Annotated in this window: 19 protein-coding genes; 8 read left to right on the top strand and 11 right to left on the bottom strand. The window is 71.6% G+C overall.

All coding sequences use genetic code 11. The annotated features are described in order from the left end of the window. Positions 1–113: 113 nt before the first annotated feature. The 3 genes from FHG71_RS05940 to FHG71_RS05930 all read right to left on the bottom strand — a co-directional run bounded on the left by FHG71_RS05940 (position 114) and on the right by FHG71_RS05930 (position 2,084). A complete protein-coding gene (locus tag FHG71_RS05940; protein ID WP_139080704.1) occupies positions 114–932 on the bottom strand; it encodes an arginyltransferase in 819 nt (272 codons plus the stop codon). A 99-nt stretch (positions 933–1,031) separates the two neighbouring features. Further along, entirely contained in the window at positions 1,032–1,490 is a 459-nt protein-coding gene (locus FHG71_RS05935) for an RDD family protein (RefSeq protein WP_139080703.1), read from the bottom strand. 102 nt (positions 1,491–1,592) lie between these two features. Beyond that, the gene (locus FHG71_RS05930; RefSeq protein ID WP_139080702.1) at positions 1,593–2,084 is read right to left on the bottom strand and encodes a DUF2852 domain-containing protein; all 492 of its coding nucleotides are present in this window, start codon (positions 2,082–2,084) and stop codon (positions 1,593–1,595) included. Positions 2,085–2,263: 179 nt separating this feature from the next. On the opposite strand from FHG71_RS05930, the gene FHG71_RS05925 reads away from it, so the two are divergent. The 5 genes from FHG71_RS05925 (at position 2,264) to FHG71_RS05905 (ending at position 8,425) form a co-directional block, all read left to right on the top strand. Continuing rightward, positions 2,264–5,047: a [protein-PII] uridylyltransferase family protein gene (locus FHG71_RS05925; RefSeq protein WP_139080701.1), complete on the top strand. Its 2,784-nt coding sequence runs from the start codon at positions 2,264–2,266 to the stop codon at positions 5,045–5,047. After that, complete coding sequence (locus tag FHG71_RS05920) at positions 5,034–5,297, top strand: hypothetical protein (RefSeq protein WP_139080700.1); 264 nt, start codon at positions 5,034–5,036, stop codon at positions 5,295–5,297. Before FHG71_RS05925 ends, FHG71_RS05920 begins: the two co-directional genes overlap by 14 nt. A gap of 109 nt (positions 5,298–5,406) precedes the next feature. Beyond that, positions 5,407–6,462 carry a peptide chain release factor 1 gene (gene prfA / locus FHG71_RS05915; RefSeq protein ID WP_139080699.1) on the top strand — a complete coding sequence of 352 codons (1,056 nt, stop codon included), beginning with the start codon at positions 5,407–5,409 and terminating at the stop codon, positions 6,460–6,462. A gap of 67 nt (positions 6,463–6,529) precedes the next feature. Further along, positions 6,530–7,360, top strand: a complete 831-nt coding sequence (gene prmC / locus FHG71_RS05910) for a peptide chain release factor N(5)-glutamine methyltransferase (RefSeq protein WP_139080698.1) — start codon at positions 6,530–6,532, stop codon at positions 7,358–7,360. 231 nt (positions 7,361–7,591) lie between these two features. After that, entirely contained in the window at positions 7,592–8,425 is an 834-nt protein-coding gene (locus tag FHG71_RS05905) for a DUF4167 domain-containing protein (RefSeq protein WP_139080697.1), read from the top strand. 76 nt (positions 8,426–8,501) lie between these two features. Here FHG71_RS05905 and rsmA read toward each other — a convergent pair whose 3' ends face one another. From rsmA to lptF, 6 genes are read right to left on the bottom strand one after another with little or no spacing between them, the layout of a single operon-like run. Beyond that, positions 8,502–9,347, bottom strand: a complete 846-nt coding sequence (rsmA, locus tag FHG71_RS05900; RefSeq protein ID WP_139080696.1) for a 16S rRNA (adenine(1518)-N(6)/adenine(1519)-N(6))-dimethyltransferase RsmA — start codon at positions 9,345–9,347, stop codon at positions 8,502–8,504. After that, complete coding sequence (gene pdxA, locus FHG71_RS05895) at positions 9,335–10,306, bottom strand: 4-hydroxythreonine-4-phosphate dehydrogenase PdxA (protein ID WP_139080695.1); 972 nt, start codon at positions 10,304–10,306, stop codon at positions 9,335–9,337. Before pdxA ends, rsmA begins: the two co-directional genes overlap by 13 nt. A gap of 10 nt (positions 10,307–10,316) precedes the next feature. After that, on the bottom strand, positions 10,317–11,531 hold the full coding sequence (locus FHG71_RS05890) for a peptidylprolyl isomerase (protein WP_139080694.1): 1,215 nt from the start codon (positions 11,529–11,531) through the stop codon (positions 10,317–10,319). A gap of 17 nt (positions 11,532–11,548) precedes the next feature. Continuing rightward, positions 11,549–13,633, bottom strand: coding sequence for an LPS-assembly protein LptD (locus FHG71_RS05885; protein WP_139080693.1), 2,085 nt, complete (start codon positions 13,631–13,633; stop codon positions 11,549–11,551). Next, a complete protein-coding gene (gene lptG / locus FHG71_RS05880) occupies positions 13,630–14,721 on the bottom strand; it encodes an LPS export ABC transporter permease LptG (RefSeq protein WP_139080692.1) in 1,092 nt (363 codons plus the stop codon). Before lptG ends, FHG71_RS05885 begins: the two co-directional genes overlap by 4 nt. After that, positions 14,718–15,836, bottom strand: a complete 1,119-nt coding sequence (gene lptF / locus FHG71_RS05875) for an LPS export ABC transporter permease LptF (protein ID WP_246045360.1) — start codon at positions 15,834–15,836, stop codon at positions 14,718–14,720. The genes lptG and lptF overlap by 4 nt, the downstream gene beginning before the upstream one ends. A gap of 122 nt (positions 15,837–15,958) precedes the next feature. Here lptF and FHG71_RS05870 point away from each other — a divergent pair, with 122 nt between their 5' ends. After that, positions 15,959–17,428, top strand: a complete 1,470-nt coding sequence (locus tag FHG71_RS05870) for a leucyl aminopeptidase (protein ID WP_139080691.1) — start codon at positions 15,959–15,961, stop codon at positions 17,426–17,428. A 61-nt stretch (positions 17,429–17,489) separates the two neighbouring features. Beyond that, positions 17,490–17,951, top strand: coding sequence for a DNA polymerase III subunit chi (locus FHG71_RS05865; RefSeq protein ID WP_139080690.1), 462 nt, complete (start codon positions 17,490–17,492; stop codon positions 17,949–17,951). Here FHG71_RS05865 and FHG71_RS05860 read toward each other — a convergent pair. After that, entirely contained in the window at positions 17,926–18,627 is a 702-nt protein-coding gene (locus tag FHG71_RS05860) for a M48 family metallopeptidase (protein ID WP_139080689.1), read from the bottom strand. The genes FHG71_RS05865 and FHG71_RS05860 overlap by 26 nt on opposite strands. Positions 18,628–18,658: 31 nt before the next feature. Continuing rightward, on the bottom strand, positions 18,659–18,838 hold the full coding sequence (locus FHG71_RS05855; protein WP_139080688.1) for a hypothetical protein: 180 nt from the start codon (positions 18,836–18,838) through the stop codon (positions 18,659–18,661). 341 nt (positions 18,839–19,179) lie between these two features. Here FHG71_RS05855 and dksA point away from each other — a divergent pair, with 341 nt between their 5' ends. After that, positions 19,180–19,602 (top strand): RNA polymerase-binding protein DksA, encoded by a 423-nt coding sequence (gene dksA, locus FHG71_RS05850; RefSeq protein WP_139080687.1) that lies wholly within the window; start codon positions 19,180–19,182, stop codon positions 19,600–19,602. The last annotated feature ends 1 nt before the right edge of the window (position 19,603 follow it).

The raw sequence follows: 19,603 nt of genomic DNA, 5'->3' as shown, positions 1-19,603 counted from the left end.
GGACGGCAGCCGTCAACAGCGGCGAAGCGAGATGCCGCAGGGTTACGACGGGCCATGTCGGGGCAGGAAGCCCGACGCCCGTCGATCGGGGGAGGTGTCGCGACGGCCCGGTGTCAGCCTTTGGTGGGCCGCGCGTCGGGCAGGTGGATGCGCGCGACCTGCTCGGCGATGGGGTCCACCGAGAGGGGGTGGGTGTCGGCCTTGTAGCTCGCGGGGTCGCCGATGGGCTGCCACTGGCCGCGCCGGTAGACCTCAAGCGCGCCGAAGCGGGCCTTGTAGCCCATCTTGTCGCTCCCCGGGACCCAGTAGCCGAGATAGACGTAGGGGAGGCCCAACTCGCGGGCGATGCGGACGTGATCGAGGATCACGTAGGTCCCGAGCGAGTCCTTCTCCCGGCCGGGGTCGAAGAAGGAGTAGACCATGCTCAGCCCGTCATCGAGCAGGTCGGTCAAGCAGACGGCCCGCAGCGCCGCGTCGGCGGAATGATACTCGATCAGGCGCGATCGGACGGGGGTCTCCTCGACCATGGCGGCGAACTCGAAGATGTCCATGTCGGCCATCCCGCCCTCGGCGTGGCGGCCGTCGAGATAGCGGCGGAAGAGCGCGAACTGCTCCTCGGTCGCCCAGGGGCTGGCCGCGCGGCGGCGCAGGGGCGCGTTGCGCCGCAGGACGCGGGCCTGGCTGCGCGAAGGCTCGAAGTCCGCGACGCGGATGCGGGCCGAATAGCAGGCCTGGCAGTCGGCGCAGGACGGCCGGTACAGCACGTTCTGCGACCGGCGGAAGCCCTGGCGCGAGAGCGCGTCGTTGAGCTTCTCCGCCTGATCGCCCTGGAGCGCGGTGAAGAGCTTCCGCTCCATCCGGCCAGGAAGGTAGGGGCACGGCTGCGGAGCCGTGACGTAGAATTGCGGCGCGAGGGGAAGCGTGTGGCGCATCGGTCCAGTAGAAAAGGGAACGGGCAGTGGCGTCGCCCACTCAGGTTAGCGTGACGCCGGGGGGTCGCCAAGTGCCGGCCCGCAGCTTTTCTGAGCGCCTCACACCGGCCTGTTGATCGCCGCCGTGCCCAGGGCGAGATCCGTCAGCCCCTGACCGCGCCCCAGCCCGGCGATGAGGGCCATCGACACGAGTTGCAGCGGCAGAAGGGTCATCGAGACCGCGTAGCCCGCGACATGGAGCCCGGCCGTCTGCGGATCGAGCCGCTCGCCGTTGCGGTCGCGGAACTGGAGGGACATCAGGCGCATCCCCCAGGTGGCCGATCCCCTTGCCAGCGTGGCCCAGCGGTAGGGCAGGCCCACCATCATCCACAGCACCGGCCACCAGAAGATGGCGGTGAAGGCGGTGAAGGGCAGGGCGAGAAGGCAAAGGACGAAGATCAGCGCCTCGTCGATGACCCAGGCGAGGGCCCGCTTGGTCGCCACGCCCTCGTAGAAGGCGGGCTCGCGCACGGGATCGGGCAGGCCGTGGAGCGGGACGCGATGCGGGCTGGCGAACATGGCGGGTCCTGTCGGCGGGAAGGCGAAGCGGCGGGCCGGGAGCCCGCCGCGTCAGTGAGATGTGGGGATGGGACGGTCGCGACGCAAGCGCCGGGGCCCTTGTCAGGCCGCGTCCTGCTCGTCGTCATGGCCGGGCTTGGCACGGCGGGCGCGCTCTTCCATGAACTGGTCGAACTCGGCCTTGTCCTTGGCCTCGCGCAGGCGGGCCAGGAAGTCCTCGAAGGCCCGCTGCTCGTCCTCCAGGCGACGGAGCGTCTCGGCCTTGTAGGCGTCGAAGGCCGTGTTGCCCGACGGGCGCATGGCGGTGCGGGCGTTGGCCCAGGCGTCGCGGCGGGCACGGCGGGAGGCGCAGCCCCCGAAGCGGTCGTGATTGCGAGAGAACATGCGTCCGGTTCCGATGGCGAAGAGGAGAGCGGCGACGCCGAGCGGCGGCGCGATGACGAAGCTGGCGACGACGGTGGCGATCCAGGCCTTTCGGCCGTGCCCGTCGAGCCAGGCCACGGCGTCGTTCAGGCCGGCCCAGATCCGGCCCGCGAACGAGGGCTGGTCGAGGCGCCGCAGGCCGGCGGGAGGGGAAAGGTCGGTCGAACTCATGGCGATGGCTCCTTTGGGGCCGAGTTGATGTGAACGTCCTTCACATCGAGGAAGATGGTCCGGTGGGGTCGGGGCTTCAAGAGGAGATGTGAAAGACTTTCACATTGCGCCGGGCCTGAGCGGAAAGGCGCTGGCCCGAGGTGGTTGACGTTCCGGCTGCCCGTGCCATGAGTGCGCCCATGGTCTCCCTTTCTGCGCGCATCCATCGCCTCCCCATCCCGGCCGATCCTGCACGGGCCGAGCGCGCCGTTCCGTCGGACGCAACCGGCCCGATCCGGGAGCTTCTGCGCGGTGCGGCCGGATCGAGTCCCTATCTGGCCGACCTGATCGCGCGCGAGGCGGACTGGCTCCGGCCCGCGATGGAGGACCCCGAGGCGGCGATGGACGCCGCACTGGCGGACCTGCCCGACACCTCCGACCGGCTGGGTCCCGCCTTGCGGGCCGCCAAGCGGCGGGTGGCGCTGCTGGCGGCGCTGATGGATCTCGCAGGCGCCTGGCCGCTGGAGACGGTGACGGAGGCGCTCACGCGGCTGGCCGATGTGGCCGTGGACCGCGCGATCCGGGCGCTGGTGGCCGAAGGAATTGCCAAGGGACGCCTGCCGGGCCTAGGTCCGGACGATGTCGGGACCGCGGGCGGCATGGTCGCGCTCGCCATGGGCAAGATGGGGGCCTTCGAGCTCAATTACTCGAGCGACATCGACCTCGTCTGCCTGTTCGACGAAACCCGCGTCTCGCGCGAGGATTATCCGGGCCTGCGCGCGGGCCTCGTGAAGGTCACGCGCGCCATGACGGCCATGCTGCAGGACCGGACCGACGGCTATGTCTTCCGCGTCGACCTGCGCCTTCGGCCCGACGCCGCCGTGACGCCCGTCTGCATGGCGATGGCCGGGGCCGAAGCCTATTACGAGAGCCTCGGGCGCACCTGGGAGCGCGCGGCCTACATCAAGGCGCGGCCCTCCGGGGGCGACCTTGCCGCGGGGGCGCGGTTCCTCGACACGCTGCGGCCCTTCGTCTGGCGCCGGCATCTCGACTTTGCGGCGATCCAGGACGCGCACGACATGCGGCTGCGCATCCGCGACCACAAGGGGCTGGGCGGGCCCTTCAGCTTGGAGGGCCACAACCTCAAGCTCGGCCGCGGCGGCATCCGCGAGATCGAGTTCTTCACCCAGACGCGCCAGCTCATCGCCGGGGGGCGCGACCCGTCGCTGCGGGTGCGCGGGACCGTGGAGGGGCTCGGGCGCCTGTCCGACGCGGGCTGGGTGCCCCCGGACGTAAAGGACCGGCTGACCGCCCATTACCGCCGCCTGCGCGAGGTCGAGCACCGCGTCCAGATGATCGCCGACCAGCAGACCCACGATCTGCCTGCCACTCCCGAAGGCTGGGCGCGGCTCGCGGCGCTGATGGGCGAGGACGAAGGCGCCGTCCGTCTCGACCTGACGCAGCGTCTGGAGGAGGTGCACGAGTTGACCGAAGGCTTCTTCGCGCCCGGTCATGCCCCGCCCCCGGCCGAGGACGACTTCGGCGCCGAGATCACGGCCCGCTGGCCGACCTATGCGGCGCTGCGCTCGCCCCGTGCGGTTGAGATCTTCACCCGGCTGCGTCCCGAGATCCTGCGCCGCCTGCGCGAGGCGGCGGTGCCCGCCGAGGCGCTGGCGAGCTTCGACCAGTTCCTGGCGGGCCTCCCGGCCGGCGTGCAGCTCTTCTCACTCTTCGAGGCTAATCCGGGCCTCCTGCGGCTTCTCGTCGACATCGCCGCGACCTCGCCCGCGCTCGCGCGCTATCTCGGGCGCAACGCCGGGGTGCTGGACGCTGTGATCGCGGGGAGCTTCTTCGACCCCTGGCCCGGGCGGGACGGGATCATGGCGGCGCTCGACCGCCTGCTGGCCGAGGCGCGGGACCACGAGGCACGGCTGATCGCGCTCCGGCGCGGCATGAAGGAATGGTGGTTCCGCGTGGGCGTCCATCACCTCCAGGGCCTGATCGGCGCGGCCGAGGCGGGCGCACAGTACGCCGACCTGGCCGAGGCGGTTCTGCGGCGGCTCTTCCCTCTGGTGGCCGAAGAGTTCGCGCGCAAGCATGGGGGCGGCCCCGGCTGGGGCGCCGTGGTGCTGGGAATGGGATCGCTGGGCGCCGGGCGGCTTACTGCCGCTTCGGACCTCGACCTCATCATGATCTACGACGCGGGTGGCGGCGACGCCTCGGACGGGGCGCGCCCCCTGGCGACGCGGCCCTACTTCGCGCGGCTGACGCAGGCGCTGGTGACGGCGCTCTCGGCGCCCATGGCCGAAGGGCGGCTCTACGAGGCCGACATGCGCCTGCGCCCCTCGGGCCGGCAGGGGCCGGTGGCGACCTCCTGGGCCTCGTTCCAGAGCTACCAGCGCGAGGAGGCCTGGACCTGGGAGCACCTTGCGCTGACCCGCGCGCGGGTGGTGGCCTGCGCGGGCGAGGGCGCGGAGCGGCTGGCCGAGGCCGTCGAGGCGTTCCGGGAGGATCTGATCGCGGGCCGAAAGGCAGACCCCCGGATCGCCCCCGATGTGGCGGACATGCGCGCGCGCCTTTCGCAGGCCAAGGCCGACGAGGGGCGCTGGAACCCGAAGGCAGGTCCCGGGCGGCTCCGGGATATCGAGCTCTTTGCCCAGGGCCTGGCGCTGCGGGCCGGCTCGGCCGAGCGCGCCACGGCCGAGCAGTTGCGCGCGGGGGCCGCGGCAGGGATCGTCACCGACGCGGCCGCAGAGAGGCTGGCCGCGGCGGCGGACCTGTTCGGCACCGTTCAGGCGGCGGCCCGCCTCCTGACCGAAGGGCGCCTCGATCCAAGCAAGGTGGGCGAGGGCGGGCGACGGTTCCTCCTTCGCGAGACCGGCGAGGAGAGCCTGCCCGACCTTGAGGCCCGGCTCGCCGCCGAGGCCGAGGAAGCCGCTGCCCTGATCGATGCCACCCTGGGAGAGTTCAATGAAGTCAACTGACCCCTACGATCCCAAGGGCCTGATGCGCGAAGCCTATGCGATCCCCGGCATCACGGCGGAGGAGTGCCGCTCGATCTTTCTCGACTGGGCGCTGTCGCTGCCTGCCGGAACGGACCCCCTCCCTTTGGTGCGGGCGCTCCTCGATCGTCACGGGGCCGCGCATCCGATGACCGACGTGCTGCGGGCGGCGCTTGAGGCGCCCGCGTCTCCCCGACGCCGGGGCGGTCGAGCGGCGCGCGTGTCGGCGTGAGGATGGCCTCATCAACTTGGCTCAAATACGCCTGCAACGGCGGCGGCCGCACGTCGGCCGGCGGTGAGGCGCCCTTGACCGCCCCGCATCCAAGGGCGAGAGGGGCCCCATGATCCCCGAAGACCGCCTTCACGACATCGCCCAGCGCTACGCCTTCCTGGAGGCGAAGATGCAGGAGCCCCTCGCGCCCGCCGAGATCGCCCAGGTCTCGCGCGAATGGTCCCAGCTTCGGCCCGTGGTCGAGGCCACCGAGGCCTGGCGCCGGCTGTGCGGCGAGGTGGCCGATGCCGAGGCGATGCTGGCCGACCCCGACCTGCGGTCCCTGGCCGAGGAGGAACTGCCCCCGTTGCGCGAACGGCTGGCGCGCACCGAGCGCGACCTGCAGGTCGCCCTTCTTCCCAAGGACGCGGCCGATGCCCGCCCTGCGATGCTGGAGATCCGGCCGGGCACCGGAGGGGAGGAGGCCGCTCTCTTCGCCGCCGATCTCGCGCGGATGTACCAGCGCTTCGCCGAAAGCCAGGGCTGGACCTTTGACGTGGTGGAGGAGCAGGCGACCGACCTGGGCGGCCTCAAGGAACTGGTGGCGCGGATCGAGGGCGAGGGCGTCTTTGCCCGGATGAAGTACGAAAGCGGCGTCCACCGCATCCAGCGCGTGCCCGCGACCGAAGCCTCGGGGCGCATCCACACCTCGGCCGCCACCGTGGCTGTCCTGCCCGAGGCCGAGGAGGTGGACGTGCAGATCAATCCCGCCGACCTGCGCATCGACACGATGCGCTCCTCGGGCGCGGGCGGCCAGCACGTGAACACCACGGACTCGGCCGTCCGGATCACGCATATTCCCACGGGAATCGTGGTGACCTCGTCGCAGAAGTCGCAGCACCGCAACCGTGACCTCGCCATGCAGGTGCTGCGCGCGCGGCTCTATGAGATGGAGCGCGCCCGGACCGAAGGGGCGCGGTCGGCCGACCGCCGCGCGCAGGTGGGGTCGGGCGACCGGAGCGAGCGCGTCCGCACCTACAACGTGCCGCAGGGGCGGCTCACCGACCACCGCATCGGGCTCACGCTCTATCGTCTGGATCAGATCCTGAACGGCGACCTGGGCGAGGTCGTGGACGCGCTGACGGCCCATGCGCAGGCCGAGGCCCTGGCGCAGCTCGGGGCATGACCGCCGGCCGGCGCCTTGGCGGAAGGGGCGGACTGCGTATCTGGACCACGTTGATGGAGCGAGGGCGATGACCGGCGCCGAGGCGCTGGCGCGGGGCGTTCGCCAATTGCGCGAGGCTGGCGTGCCCGACGCGGCCGCGGACGCGCGGCGGCTGCTGGCCCATGCGATGGGCGTGGCGCCGGGGCGGCTCACATTGGTGCTGCCTGAGGTGATTTCTCCAGCTATGGCAGAATCTTACGACAGCATCCTCGCACAGCGCATCACGCGCCGGCCGGTCTCGCATCTCCTGGGGACCCGGCTCTTCTGGGGGCGGGAATTCGTGGTTACTCCCGATGTACTCGATCCCCGTCCCGAAACAGAGATCCTGGTTGCGGCCGCGCTGGAGGAACCGTTCGGGCGCGTGCTCGACCTCGGGACAGGATCGGGCTGCATCCTCCTGTCGCTGCTGGCGGATCGGCCCGAGGCGACGGGGGTTGGCCTCGACCTGTCGCCCGCCGCCCTGGAGGTGGCGCGGACCAATGCCGCGCGGCTGGGCGTGGCCGACCGGGTGCAGCTTCGGCCGTCCGACTGGTTCGCGGCGGCCGAGGGGCGCTTCGATCTGATCGTGTCCAATCCTCCCTACATCGCCCTGAACGAGATGCCGGACCTCGAGCCCGAGGTGCGGGATTGGGAGCCTCGTCTGGCGCTGACGGACGAAGCTGACGGGCTGGATGCCTATCGCGCGATCCTGTCCGGGGTCGGGCCGTATCTGGCGTCTGGCGGGCGTCTGGCGGTCGAGCACGGACCGACCCAGGCCAGCGCCATTGCCGCCCTTGGAACCGCCCAAGGCCTGGGCCGGCCCGAGATCCGGCGGGACTTCGACGGGCGGGATCGGGTCTGTCTGTTCCGCGTGCCTTGAAGGACGCAGCTTCCCGCCCCATATGAGCATGGAACGGTTTCGCCCTTGCCCCCACGTCTTCGGCGTGCTTAGTGGCCGATACGGACAGGTCGCGGGCCTTGGGCGATAGGGCGTCGCCTCGATCCGCCGTCCGGAGCGCCGCTTCACTACTCCAGCCGATCCTCCCACAGGTGCCATTGGCGCGGGATCAGGCACAGAGCGTCAAGTCATCACCTGGATCAGACAGGCCCCATGAGATCTTCCAAGCAGCGGCAACGCAACAAGCAGAACCGCAACAACCGTCCCTCGGGCGGCAACATCATCAACCGCGTGTTCGACAGCTCGGGCCCCGAAGGGAAAGTCCGCGGCACGCCGCAACAGATCATCGAGAAATATCTCCAGCTCCATCGGGACGCCCAACTGTCCGGCGACCGCGTGGGGGCCGAGAACTTCGCCCAGCACGCCGAGCACTACACCCGGATGCTGGCCGAGGCGATGCGCGACGTCGAGCGCGCCCGCGAGGAGCAGGAGCAGTTCCAGCGCGAGCGCCAGCAAGAGCGCGATCGGCAGATGGAGCTGACCCGCGAGCAGCAGCGCGAACGGGACATCCAGCGCGAGCGCGAGATGCAGAGGGAGCGCGAGCGTGAGCGCCAGGCCCGCTTCCGCGCCCAGGAGGAGAGCCAGGCGCCGGCCGAGGCCGCCGAGCCCGGTTTCCTGATCCAGCCGCTCTTCCCGGTCCTGGTGGCCGAGCCGCAGGACGATGCCGCGCCGAACGCGGGTCTCGTCGAGACGCCCGAGGAGCGGGCCCCCCGCCGCGAGCGCCCGCGCCGCGAACGCGAGGCCCGCGACGGCGAACGTCGCGAGCGGCCCCGCCGCGAGGAGGTGCAGCCGCCTGCGGAGCCCGTGCCCGTTGCGGCGCCTCAGGCCAACGAGACGCCGGCTTCCGTCGAAGCGCCGGAAGGTCCGGCCCAGGCCCCCGCCGATGCGGCGCCTGTGCAGGCCGAGCGTCCGCGCCGTCCCCGCAAGCCGCGCGCGCCCCGCAGCGAGGCTCCGGCCGAAGCGGCGCCGCCCGACGCGGCGGAGTGAAGCCGCCGGATGGAAGAATGGAACAAGGCGGGGTCCGAACCCCGCCCTTTTCATGTTCCGTGGACGGAGGCCCGGATCAGTTCGCGCCGTCGAGGCTTTGGGCCAGGGCGCAGAAGGCTTCCAGCGATACGCGCTCGGCCCGTTCCGTGGCCGGGATGCCGACGGCCGCCAGATGCGCCTCGATGTCCGGCGTGAGACCCTTGAGCGATGCCCGCAGCATCTTGCGCCGCTGACCGAACGCCGCTGCCGTCACGCGTTCCAGCGTCCTGAGGTTCGCCGGGAAGCGCGGCCCGGGCAGGGCGTCGAGATGCACCACTGCCGAGGAGACCTTGGGCGGCGGCACGAAGGCCTCGGGCGGCAGTTCCAGCACCACGCGCGGCTCGGCCCGCCACTGGGCCAGGATCGCGAGCCGCCCATAAGCGTCGTCCCCGGCCTGCGCGGTGATGCGCTTGGCCACCTCGCGCTGGAACATGAGCGTGAGCGACGTCCAGAAGGGCGGCCATTCGGGCGGCGTGAGCCAGCGGATCAGCAGCTCCGTGCCCACGTTGTAGGGCAGGTTCGCCACGATGCGCACGGGCGGGGTCAGGCGGCCCGAGAGGTCCACCGTCAGCGCGTCGCCTTCGATCACCTCCAGCCGCCCGGGGTAGTGGGCGGCGACCTCGGCCAGCGCGGGCAGGCAGCGGGCGTCCTTCTCGACGGCCACGACCCTGCGTGCGCCCTCGGCCAGAAGCCCGCGCGTCAGGCCCCCGGGACCGGGCCCGACCTCCAGCACGTCCGACTGGGCGAGCTGGCCCGCCGACCGGGCGATGCGCGCCGTCAGGTTGAGGTCGAGGATGAAGTTCTGCCCCAGAGCCTTCCTGGCCGAGAGGCCATGGGTCGCGATCACTTCGCGCAGCGGCGGAAGCCCGTCTATGGCCGCCATGGCGTCCCCCGCTGGCGCGACAGCCGGTCCGCGAGTTCGAGCGCCGCGATCATCGAGCGCGGGTCGGCCCGGCCCTGCCCGGCGATGCCGAAGGCGGTGCCGTGGTCGGGCGAGGTCCGCACGAAGGGCAGCCCCGCCGTGACGTTCACCCCGCGCGCGAAATCGAGCGTCTTGATCGGGATCAGCGCTTGGTCATGGTACATGCAGACGGCGGCGTCGTAGGTCGCCCGCGCCTCGTCGTGGAACATCGTGTCGGGCGAGTGGGGACCCGAAAGGTGCATTCCCTCGGCCCGGAGCCGGTCGAGGAGCGGCCGGATCATCGCGCCCTCCTCGGTGCCCATGAGTCCGTCCTCGCCCGCATGCGGGTTGAGGCCCGCGACGGCGATGCGCGGCTCGGGCACGCCCCAGTCGTCGCGCAGCGCGGCGTGGGTCACGCGCAGAACACGTTCGAGCAGGTCGGCGGTGAGGAGGCGCGGCACCTCGGACAGCGCGACATGGATGGTGGCGGGCACGACGCGCAGCGCCTCGCAGGCGAGCATCATGACCACGTCGGCATCGCCGCCCAGATGCGCGAGATATTCGGTGTGGCCCGGATAGGCGAAGCCTGCGCCCGCCACCAGCGCCGCCTTGGAGATGGGCGCGGTGCAGAGCGCGCGGGCGCGCCCCTCGCGGATCAGGTCCACGCCGTCGCGGATGGCATCGATCACGGGTTGCGCATGGGTGGGGTCGGGGCGGCCTGGCACGACCGGAGCCCCGAAGTCGCGTGCCAGAACCGGAAGCGCGCGGGCGCAGGCCTCCTCGGCCTCCTCCGGCCCCGCGACCTCGGCCACCGGGGTTCCGGGGGGCAGGTGGCGGGGATCCCCGATCCAGAGCATCGGCGACCTCAGTGCGTCCCAGGCGCGAGCCGCGACCTCGGGCCCTATGCCGGCGGGCTCGCCGCAGGAGATGATGACGGTCACGCCCGGCCGCTCATTCGCCGACGATGGTCGCGCTGGCGCGCAGGTCGGCGACGATCGCGTCGGCGTAGCCCTGCAAGCGGTCGCCGCGCAGGGTGTTGGCCACCGCTTCCCGGTCGGCCGCGCCCTCGGGCAGGGGATAGGTCCGGGCGCAGAGCATGGTCAGGAGGAGCGTCTGACCGCCGTTCTCGGTGCGGCCCCAGGTGATCTCGCCGGGGTCGAGCCGGGCGAGGTCGAGCGCCACGTCCTGTGGCAGCGCCGCCGGGGCGACCGTGGCGCGCTCGATGTTCGCGTCGGGAATGCCCTGCTCGAAGAGCCCCGCGCAGGTGTCCACCGCCGCCGCGATGCGCGAGGCTTCGGCCAGCGCGGGCTCCGTCAGGCCGCCCGCGATGCGGACCACCGCGTAGTCCACCAACTCGGGTTCCGCCGCCGGCACGGCGCCCTGGCGCAGGTCGCGCAACTGGAGCAGCGCCACCGCGCCTGTCACCTGCAGGGGCGGCGTTACCTCGCCCGGATCGAGGCTCAGGAGAAGGTCCTGGAGCGGCTCGGGGTAGTTGGTGATCGGCGTCCAGTCGAGCCGTCCGCCCTGCTCGCGCGAGCGCACCGCCGAGACCTCGCGGGCGGCTGCCTCGAACTCGGCCGTGGAGGTCGTCTGCGAGAGACGTCGCGCCAGGGCATCGGCCTCGCCCTCCTGCCCCGGCGGAGCGGGGATGACGATCTCGTTGAGGAGGACCTCGATGCCCTGCGACTGTGTTTCCTGCTGCGCGAGGGCCTGGTCGATCTCGGCCTCGCTCAACTCAACCTGACTGCCGAAGCGGGACCGGATGTAGTCGCGCCAGGTGACGTTGATCTCCAGATAGTCGCGCAGGGTCTCATAGGAGACGCCCTGCGACTCCAGTTGGGCGACGAAGGCATCGCCTGACAGGTTGGTGCGGGCCGCGAAGTCGTCGATGGCCCGCTGCAGCCCCTCGGGCGCCAGCGCCACGCCGCGCCGCTCCAGCTCCTGCTGCTTGAGCCGCTCCTCCACGAGCTGGGTCCGCGCTACCTCGTCGAGGTTGCCGGGCGTGTTGAAGATCTCCAGCAGGCGGATGCGCTGCGCGATCTCGTAGCCGGTCACGGCGCGGTCGTTGACCACGATTACTGGCGAGAAGAGTCCGTCCTGCGCCGCCGCAGGGGCCCCCAGGAGGATCGCGAGCCCGACCGCCCGCAGCATGGAACCGGAAGACATCTGTCCTTGACCCTCCCTCAGCCGCGGCATCGGCCGGGGGTCACCCGCGCCTGTCGCCCGGCCGAGAAGCCGTTGAGATTGATCGAGAGCCCGAAATCCGTGGACGGCCCGGCCTCGTCGGTGGAGGTGTAGCGGCGCCCGACCGAGACGTCCACCTCCACGCATTCGTTGCGCCACACGAGGCCCAACCGGGCCCGCGCCGGCTTGTCGTTGGCCACGTCGTAGCGGGTCTCGCCGAGCAGCGTCCAGCTTTGGGACGGGCGCCATTCGGCGTCGATGGTCCATTCGGCGGCGCGGGCGGGCCGGGCCTCGGCCGCATCGGCGGGCAGGAACAGATAGGCGGCCGACAGCGTCACCGCCTCGTTGGCCCAGCCGACCCGCGCCTCGGTCTTCCCGATGCCGTCCTCGTCGAGGAGGGTCCGCCCGTCGAGCGCGAACCCGCCCGCCAGGTCGAGCTGCCCCGCGACCAGCCAGTCCGAGTCCGTGCCCGACAGGCCCGAGGCCTCGGACGCGCCGGCGGCCTCGGTCCGCAGCACGCGGCCCAGCGAGACGGTCGACACGAAGTCCGGACCCTGCCGGGTCCATCCCAGGCCCAGCGACAGCCGCCCGCCCTCTTCGACGACATCCTCGCCGGGCAGGCGGGACAGGGCGAAGAGGTTGGCCTCGTCGAACTCGGGCAGGCGGGCGTCCTCGTTCGGGGGATCGTCACCCAGGGCGCCGGACCAGCCCAATGAGGCCACGGGCTCCAGGAGGTCGACGAACCGGCCTCCCCGGCGCAGGAGCGGCCATCGAAGGGTCACGGCGGCAGCCGGAGCGGCGCGAAGGAGCGTGTCGGCAAAGGCGGGGTCGTCCGTGACCCGGAAGGCGTCGAGCGCGCCGCGCGCCTCGCCCTCGACCAGCAGGCCGGTGGCCAGCACCCGATCAGCCCGCCAGCCGGCGAAGGCGCCGGCCCGCGCCACGTCCCGCGCCGAGGCGCCCGCGCCATCGGCTGTGCGCAGGAAGCCGTCCGCCCCGGCGCCCAGTGTCACCGTGCCACCCAGCGCCGCGCGACGCTCCTCCCAGGCCAGCGTGCCCAGAACCGGGGGCAGGGACGAGGCCGTTTCCTCCTCGCGCAGGGTGCGGATCTGCGTGACCTCCGCGACCAGGAGCGACTCCTCCGTCGCCCGGCTCAGCCGCAGGACCGATTCGAGCCGGTCGGCATCCGAGATGCCGTAATCGAGGAGATAGGCCTCGTCGCTGATCGCGGTGGCCGAGAACTCCAGCAGGAGGCGTTTGGCGAACTCGAACTCGCCCTCGGCGGCGAGATAGCCCCTCAGCCCGTCCGGACGGATATCGTCGCGGCTCACGGCGCCCGTCACCTCGATGGCGCCGTTCAGGAACGCCTGCCGGTAGCGGGCCTCCAACGTGCGGGTCTGGCTCGACAGGTAGGGGGCGAGCGTCACGTCCCGGCTGGGCCCGAGCTCCACGAAATACGGGAGCCGAACGCCGAAGCCGAGCTCGCTCGTGCTGCGGATGCGCGGAATGAGCAGGCCGGTCGCCCGCGCGTTGCCGGGGTCGGGCAGGCGGAGCCGGGGCACCCACAGGATCGGTACGCCCCGAACGAGGAACCGGGCGTCCTCGAAGAAGAGCTGCTGGGCGGCCTCGTCGTGGATGACCTGCTCGGCCCGGATCTCCCAGAGCGGGCGGCGGCCGGCGCAGACCTGGCAGGAGGTCACGGCCGTCCCGGTCAGCGCCGTGAGGCCGCCGACCCGGTCCACCCGGTTCGCCGACAGCTGGAGCTGGCGTTCGAGAACGAGCCGCGCCCCGCGCAGCAGCCCGTCCTCCAGCCGGGGGTCGAAGTCCGCCCGCTCGGCCGTCAGCACCGTCCCGTCCGCGTCGCGGATCAGGATCGGCCCCTCGATGGCCAGGCGGTCGGCGGCGCGGTCGTAGGTGATCCGCGACGCCGACAGGACGGTGCCGTCATGGAAGGCCTGCACGTTGCCGGTGGCGACCAGCCGCTCCTCGGCCGTGACGAACAGGCTGTCGGCGACCAGCACGGCGCTGTCCTGCGCGCGCGCGGGCAGGGGCAGAAGCGCCAGAAGCAGCGCGAGAAGCCGCCTCATCCTTCCTCCAGATGCAGAAGAAGCCCGAGCGCCAGGCCGATGGCCGCGACGGGCGGCGCCCAGGCCGCGAGCGCCGGGGGCACGTTGCCCGCCTCGCCCAGGATCTGCGACAGGCTCCGCAGGAAGTAGACCCCGAAGCCCATCAGGATCGCGCCCATCACCAGGACCCCCGTTCGCCGCCCGCGCTGATGGTGCATCGTGAAGCCCGCCGCCACCAGCACCATCGCCAGAAGGAAGAGCGGCTGCGCCAACTCCATTTGCAGGAAGACGCGGTGGCGTTGCGCGGCGAAGCCCGCCTCCTCGAGCCGGGCGATGAAGCGCGGCAGTTCCCAGATCGGGATGGCCGAGGGCTCGCCGAAGCTGTCCCGGATCTGGTCGGCGGTCAGGGTCGAGGGCAGGGTCCAGCTTTCGTGGGTCTCGGCCTCGGCCTCCGGGTTGGCGGCGCCGAGCCGCCAGAGCTTGGCCCCGCCCAGCACCCACTGTCCCCCTTCGAGCCGGGCGTCCTGCGCCTCGATCCGCTCGCGCGGACGGCCGTCGGGGTCGTAGGTCAGGAAGGTCACGCCCGAGAGCACCGTGCCGTCGAGGTTCGACCGCTCGGCCCGGATCACCGCCGGCCCCGCAGGTCCGCCCTGCCGCAGCCACAGCGCGTCGCCCGCCAGCGCCAGCGCCTCCTCGGCGCCCTCGAGCCGGTCGAGGCGCGACTCATACTCGCGCGAGGTGGCCGCAACGATGGGGTTGAAGGCCGCGACCGCCAGCGCGCCCAACAGGAGCGCCACTACCGCCGGCCCCAGCAGCGCCCGCAGTGCGGACCGGCCCGAGCCGCGCGTGACCACCAGCTCCGAGGAGCGGCCCAGGCCCAGGAACAGCGTGATCGCCGCGATGATCATGACAAGGGGCAGGATCTCGTAGAGGCTCGCCGGGACATTGAGAAGCGTCAGCGCCAGCACCGGGCCCAGCCCGTCCACGTCGTCCGAATGGCGACGGATCTGCTCCACGAGGTCGATGAGCGCGAGGATGCCGAAGAACACCGCCAGCGTCCCGAGAAAGGTCCGCAGGAAGCGGCGGGCGAGGTAGCGGTCCAGGATCATGCGACCTCCGTCCGGCGCACGCAGCGCGACCTCCCGGCCAGCGCCAGGAGCGCGAGGCCGATCGCCCCGCCGGCCAGAGACGGCACGTAGAGCAGCGGCCAGAGCGTGGGCTCCGACCGGACGGCCTGCACGGCGCCCGATTCGATCCCCTTGACGAGGATGACCAGCACGATGGCCCCGATCACCTGCCGCCAGACGCCGAAGCGGCTGAACTGCCCCAGAAGAAGGCTGCCCAGCGCGATCAGGGCGGCAGCGGGGGCGAGCAGCGCCTCGGCCACCCGGTCCTGCGCCTCGGCCAGGATCTCGGACGGCGAGCTGCCCGTCTCCTCCGCGACCCGTGCCCGGTCGGTCAGCAGCTCCCAGGTGGAGCGCTCGCGCGTGCCGCGCCTGTCGCCGGAATCGACCTGGAGGAGAGGGCCCAGGTCGTAGGCCAGATCGGTGAAGGTCGTGGTCAGGAGCTGGGTCCCCTCGGCCCCGAGTTGCTGGATCATCCCGTCCACCATGACGAGCTGCGGCGCCCCGGCGCCCCGCACGAGATAGGCCGAGGCGGCGGTGTAGGTGACGCTTCCGGCCGGGTCGCGCGTGTCGGTGAGGAGGAGGCCGCGCAGTTCGCCTTCGGGCGTGACTTCGCGGAGATAGAGCGTCAGGCCCGAGGTGGGCGAGATGAACTCTCCCTCACGCAGGAGCCGCGCGGTGGCGGTCTGGGCGATCTCGGCCTGCCGGTCGTTGAGGCGACCCAGCGCCAGGGGCGTCAGGACATGCGTGAGGACCGAGATGAGGCCCGCCACGATCAGCCCGAAGACCAGCACCGGCCGCGCCAGCCTCCAGGGCGAGGCGCCGGTGGCCTGCACCACCGTCAGCTCCGAATCGCCCGACAGGCGGGCCAGCGCATAAAGCACTGCTACGAAGGCCGCGAGCGGCAGCACGAGCCGGATGATGGCCGGCAACGCCAGCGCCGTCAGCTCCAGGAAGACCCAGGCCGACTGGCCGTCCGCGATGAGCTGGTCGAACAGCACGACGGCGCGGTTGATCCAGTAGACCAGCACCAGCACCAGCGAGGCCAGCCCGAAGATCGCCATCAGCTGCGACAGCAGGTATCTGTCGATGCGGCCCACCCGTCGCCCCTCTTGCCCGTCGCCCGGTCTTACCCCGGAACGCGGCCGGGTTGAACCTTCGTCTGGCCCTTCTCCGGGGGGCGGGCTACGAACCGCTCTGTCACATCACCGAGGAAGCGCCCATGACCGACACCGTCGCCCTCACCCTTGCCGCGTCCGACCCCGAGGCGCTCGCCCGCGCGGAGGGCCGACTCGCGATCGTCGTGGAGGCCGAAGGGCGGATGAACGCCGCCGCCCGCAAGGTGGACGGCCTCACGCGCAAGGCGGTGTCGCGCCTCCTGGCCTCGCCCGCCTGGGCCAAGGCCAAGCCCGGCGAGGCCACGCTCCTCGCCTTTCCGGCCAGCCTCGCGGCCGAAGGGCTGCTGGTCGTGAAGGCCCCGAAGAAGCCCACTGCCGCCGAGGCGCGCGCCATCGGCGCCACGCTCGCGAAGATGCGCGGGACGGGCGCGCTCACCGTGGCCCTGGCGGGCTTTGCCCGCCCCGAAGATCTGGCCATGGCGCTCACGCTCCGGGCCTACGAGTTCTCCGACCACAAGACCGTCCCGCGCGAGCCCAAGGGTCCGGTGACGCTGATGGTGGACGATCCCGATACCTTGCGCGACCGCCTCGGACCCTTCGACGCCGTGGCCTCGGGCGTGTTCTTCACGCGCGACCTCGTGAACGAACCCGCCAACGTGCTCACCACCACCGAGTTCGCCCGCCGTCTCGAAGGCCTCCGCGACCTCGGCCTTGAGGTCGAGGTGCTGGAGGAATCCGACCTCGACCGGCTCGGGATGCGGCTCCTGCTGGCCGTGGGGCAGGGGTCCGAGAGCCCGTCCAAGGTGGTCGTGATGCGCTGGAACGGCGGCGCGGACGAGGCCCCCTTCGCGCTGGTGGGCAAGGGCGTGGTCTTCGACACCGGCGGCATCTCTATCAAGCCCGCGGGTGGGATGGAGGACATGACCATGGACATGGGCGGCGCGGGCGTCGTCGCCGGGGTCATGCGCACGCTCGCGCTGCGCAAGGCGCGCGCCAACGTCGTGGGCCTCGTGGGCCTCGTCGAGAACATGCCTTCGGGCACCGCGACCCGTCCAGGCGACGTGGTCCGCTCGATGAAGGGCGACACGGTCGAGATCATCAACACCGACGCCGAGGGCCGCCTCGTGCTCGCGGACGTGCTCTGGTACGCGCAGGAACGGTTCAAGCCCGCGGGCATCGTCAATCTCGCCACGCTGACCGGCGCCATCATCGTGGCGCTGGGCCACGAGAACGCGGGCGTCTTTTCGAACGACGACGCGCTGGCCGAGGCGCTGGTCGCGGCGGCCAGGACCGAGGGCGAGGGCGCCTGGCGGATGCCCATGGGCGAGGCCTACGACGCCAAGCTCAAGAGCCGGGTGGCCGACATGATGAACGTGGGAGGTCGCGACGGCGGGTCCATCACCGCGGCGCAGTTCCTCAAGCGCTTCATCCAGGACGGCACGCCTTGGTGCCACATCGACATCGCGGGCGTGGCCTCGGTCAAGCAGGACACGAGGCTTGCGCCCAAGGGGGCGACCGGATGGGGCGTGATGGCGCTCAACCGCCTGATCGCGGATCGCTACGAGGCGAGGTAGGGGGGCTCTGCCCCCCGCGCGTTCCGCGCTCACCCCGGGATATTGGAACCGAAGGAAGGCCATGGCCGAAGCCTTCTTCTACCAGCTCAACGGCGACTCGCCCGAGGCGGTGCTGCCGCGCATGCTCGACATGGCGCTGGGCAAGGGCTGGCGCGTCGAGGTGCGGGGTGAGGACCGCGAGCGCATGGAGCGGCTCGATCTCGCGCTCTGGGGACCCGGGGACGAGTTTCGCCCCCATGGCCTCGCGGGCGGGCCGAATGACGACCTGCAGCCGATCCTCCTGACGGTGGGGGCGGGGACGGGAGGTCGCGACTGCCTCATGACTCTCGACGGCGCGCCTGTCACGGAGACCGAGGCCCGGGCCGCCGCCCGCGTCTGCGTCGTCTTCGATGGCGCCGACCCCGAGGTTCTGGGGGTCGCGCGCGCGCAGTGGAAGGCGCTCACCGGCGCGGGGCTGGCCGCCCGCTTCTACGTGCGCGAGGATGGCGCCTGGTCGCTCAGGCAGGAGCGTCCGGCCCGCTGAGCCAGCGCCTCTCGTTGGCTTCGATGGCGGCGATGCGCTCCTCGGTCTTGGGATGGGTCAGCAGCCAGGCCGGGACCTGGTCCGCGCCTCGCCCGGCGAGCGCCGTCAGCTTGCGGAACAGCGACTTCTGCGGCCCCGTGCCAATTCCCGCCTTGATGAGCAGCGCCGTGGCATAGGCGTCGGCCTCGTACTCGTCCCGCCGCGACAGCCCGGCCATCAGCAGGCTCATCAGCCCCTGCGCGATCCAGACCCCCAGGCCTGGCAGGAGCCGCCCCAGGACCATGGCCAAGCCCATCCGTACCGCGTTCTGCCCGGTGAAGTCGATCATCCGCCGCCGCGAGTGGCCCAGCGCCACGTGCCCCAGTTCGTGCGCGACCACGCTCGCCATCTCCTCGGCCGTGACCTGTCCCGCGCGGAAGCGGTCGTAGAAGCCGCGCGTGATGAAGATGCGCCCGTCGTGCGAGGCGAGCCCGTTGATCATCGGCACGTCGTACAGATGCACCTTGACCCTGGGCAGGTCGAGCGCCTGCGCAAGCCGCGCCATGACGGGGCGCAGCCCGGCGTCCACCAGTTCGGCCGACTTCTGGTCCAGCTCGCGCGCGGTGTTCCAGGCTAGGAACCTTGCGTAGAGCACGGCCGCGACGAGCGTCAGGAACAGGGGAAGGAACTTGAGCATGGCCCCGATATGGGGGGCCGCGCCCTTCGTCTCAAGCGTTGCCGACGTAGCTCCGCTGAATGAAGATCAGCACGAATGTTCCGATCAGGCCGCCGATGATGGCCCCCACCACCGCCCACTGAAGCAGGTCGAGCCGCTTGCCGCCCAGTTGCCGCGCCCGAAGCCAGCCCAGGAGCGCGCCCAGGAGAAGGCCCCCCAACGGATAGATCATGACGCACGCCCTCCTCGATGCCGGCGGACCGAGCGGTAGCGCGGCCGGGCCGGGCCGTCCAGCCCGGGTCGCGGGTCGCGGGGCCGCGCCGGTCCGTTGCCGGCCTGCCACAATCGAGCCGAACAATTCCGACGTGCCGCATTCGAAACCGCTGCCATAGCATAGGTTGTGGCGGAGGGTCAATTTTTCGCCTCGTTTCGGTGTCCAAGTGCCCACGCGATCTCACGAAATCGGGGCGTGACACCGAGGGGCGGGGGGTGTAGGAGCCCCCCAGACAGCAGGGAAAGCCGGATGACTGGTGAACCTAACGCGCCAGTCTCTCGGCCGACAGGGGAGCAACCATGAAAGCCGAAGTATTCCTACCGGAGGACTACCGTCCCGCCGAGGGTGAGCCCTTCATGAACGAGCGGCAGCTCGAATACTTCCGCCGAAAGCTCATCGCCTGGAAGCACGAGATCCTGAAGGAGTCCCTCGACACCATCGAGGGCATGAAGGACTCGACGCGCAACATCCCCGACATCGCCGACCGCGCGAGCGAGGAGACCGACCGCGCGCTGGAGCTCCGGACCCGCGACCGTCAGCGCAAGCTCGTGTCCAAGATCGACGCCGCGCTGCGCCGGATCGAGGATGGCGAATACGGCTATTGCGAGATCACGGGCGAGCCTATCTCGCTCAAGCGGCTCGATGCCCGCCCCATCGCGACCATGACGCTCGAGGCGCAGGAGCGCCACGAACGCCGCGAGAAGGTCCACCGGGACGACTGAC

Origin of the sequence: Rubellimicrobium roseum, from assembly GCF_006152145.1 — a bacterium.
Lineage (GTDB): Bacteria > Pseudomonadota > Alphaproteobacteria > Rhodobacterales > Rhodobacteraceae > Rubellimicrobium > Rubellimicrobium roseum.
The sequence above is the reverse complement of the archived record's forward strand: the minus strand, read 5'-3'. Positions and strand labels throughout refer to the sequence as shown.

Coding starts and splice junctions, on each gene's coding strand:
- FHG71_RS05930 (WP_139080702.1), bottom strand. CDS start 2,084: ATGAGTTCGACCGACCTTTCCCCTCCCGCCGGCCTGCGGCGCCTCGAC.
- FHG71_RS05885 (WP_139080693.1), bottom strand. CDS start 13,633: ATGAGGCGGCTTCTCGCGCTGCTTCTGGCGCTTCTGCCCCTGCCCGCG.
- FHG71_RS05890 (WP_139080694.1), bottom strand. CDS start 11,531: ATGTCTTCCGGTTCCATGCTGCGGGCGGTCGGGCTCGCGATCCTCCTG.
- dksA (WP_139080687.1), top strand. CDS start 19,180: ATGAAAGCCGAAGTATTCCTACCGGAGGACTACCGTCCCGCCGAGGGT.
- FHG71_RS05870 (WP_139080691.1), top strand. CDS start 15,959: ATGACCGACACCGTCGCCCTCACCCTTGCCGCGTCCGACCCCGAGGCG.
- rsmA (WP_139080696.1), bottom strand. CDS start 9,347: ATGGCGGCCATAGACGGGCTTCCGCCGCTGCGCGAAGTGATCGCGACC.
- FHG71_RS05865 (WP_139080690.1), top strand. CDS start 17,490: ATGGCCGAAGCCTTCTTCTACCAGCTCAACGGCGACTCGCCCGAGGCG.
- lptG (WP_139080692.1), bottom strand. CDS start 14,721: ATGATCCTGGACCGCTACCTCGCCCGCCGCTTCCTGCGGACCTTTCTC.
- prmC (WP_139080698.1), top strand. CDS start 6,530: ATGACCGGCGCCGAGGCGCTGGCGCGGGGCGTTCGCCAATTGCGCGAG.
- FHG71_RS05860 (WP_139080689.1), bottom strand. CDS start 18,627: ATGCTCAAGTTCCTTCCCCTGTTCCTGACGCTCGTCGCGGCCGTGCTC.
- prfA (WP_139080699.1), top strand. CDS start 5,407: ATGATCCCCGAAGACCGCCTTCACGACATCGCCCAGCGCTACGCCTTC.
- FHG71_RS05920 (WP_139080700.1), top strand. CDS start 5,034: ATGAAGTCAACTGACCCCTACGATCCCAAGGGCCTGATGCGCGAAGCC.
- FHG71_RS05905 (WP_139080697.1), top strand. CDS start 7,592: ATGAGATCTTCCAAGCAGCGGCAACGCAACAAGCAGAACCGCAACAAC.
- FHG71_RS05935 (WP_139080703.1), bottom strand. CDS start 1,490: ATGTTCGCCAGCCCGCATCGCGTCCCGCTCCACGGCCTGCCCGATCCC.
- FHG71_RS05925 (WP_139080701.1), top strand. CDS start 2,264: ATGGTCTCCCTTTCTGCGCGCATCCATCGCCTCCCCATCCCGGCCGAT.
- FHG71_RS05940 (WP_139080704.1), bottom strand. CDS start 932: ATGCGCCACACGCTTCCCCTCGCGCCGCAATTCTACGTCACGGCTCCG.
- FHG71_RS05855 (WP_139080688.1), bottom strand. CDS start 18,838: ATGATCTATCCGTTGGGGGGCCTTCTCCTGGGCGCGCTCCTGGGCTGG.